This window comes from Nocardioides luteus, from assembly GCF_000960475.2.
GTDB classification, from domain to species: domain Bacteria; phylum Actinomycetota; class Actinomycetes; order Propionibacteriales; family Nocardioidaceae; genus Nocardioides; species Nocardioides luteus_A.
On record NZ_JZDQ02000083.1, the window covers coordinates 1 to 870 of the forward strand.

Below are 870 nucleotides of genomic sequence, written 5' to 3' on the forward strand. Positions count from 1 at the left end.
TACGAGACCATCGACCACCTCCTCACTGGGCCGCCTCCGGGCGCGTCCGCGGGGGAGCTGGTCGACTGGATCGCCCGGCTCGAACAGATCAAGTGCACCGCCGAAGCCATGCAAGCCGAAGCGGCCGTACGTCTCGACGAAGCCGCCCGCGCCCGACAGGCCCAGGCGGGTGTGCCTGCCCGGAAGCTGGGCGAAGGCGTGGCCTCGCAGCTCGCTTTGGCGCGTCGGGTTTCACCCGCGAAGGGTGCGCAGTTGCTGGGGTTGGCGAGGATCCTGCTCAGCGAGATGCCGCACACCTTCAGGCTGATGAAAGCGGGGCTGTTCTCGCAGTGGCAGGCCACCATCCTCGCCCGCGAAACCGCCTGCCTCTCGGTGGAGGACCGTCGAGTCATCGACGACCGGCTCTGCGCACCCGGGGCGAACGGCGAGCCCGCGAAGGCGGTCACGATGGGGCTGCGGCAGCTCGAGAACGCCGCCAAGAAGCTCGCCATCACCCTCGACCAGGAATCCGTCGTGGCCCGGGCTGCGAACGCCGAGAAGGAGCGCCGGGTCGGTCTGCGGCCGGCACCGGACACGATGACCTGGCTCGGTGCCCTGTTGCCGGTCAAGGACGGCGTCGCGGTCTACGCCGCGCTGGATCAGGCGGCCAACGCGGCCCGTGCCGCCGGTGACGAACGCACCCGTGGCCAGGTCATGGCCGACACCCTCGTCGACCGGATCACCGGCCGCACCAATGCTGAGACCAAGCCGCGGATCGAGGTCAAGGTCGTGATGACCGCCGACTCGCTCACCGGCGACGGCGATCAGCCGGCCGTGGTCGAGGGCTACGGACCCGTCCCCGCAGCCTGGGCACGCGAAGCCCTCGCGGAT

Annotated in this window: 1 protein-coding gene; it reads left to right on the forward strand. The window is 70.5% G+C overall.

Annotated elements, in window-relative coordinates; translation table 11 throughout:
* A partial coding sequence (locus UG56_RS27365) for a DUF222 domain-containing protein (protein ID WP_143055235.1) occupies positions 1–870 on the forward strand: 870 nt, incomplete at both ends.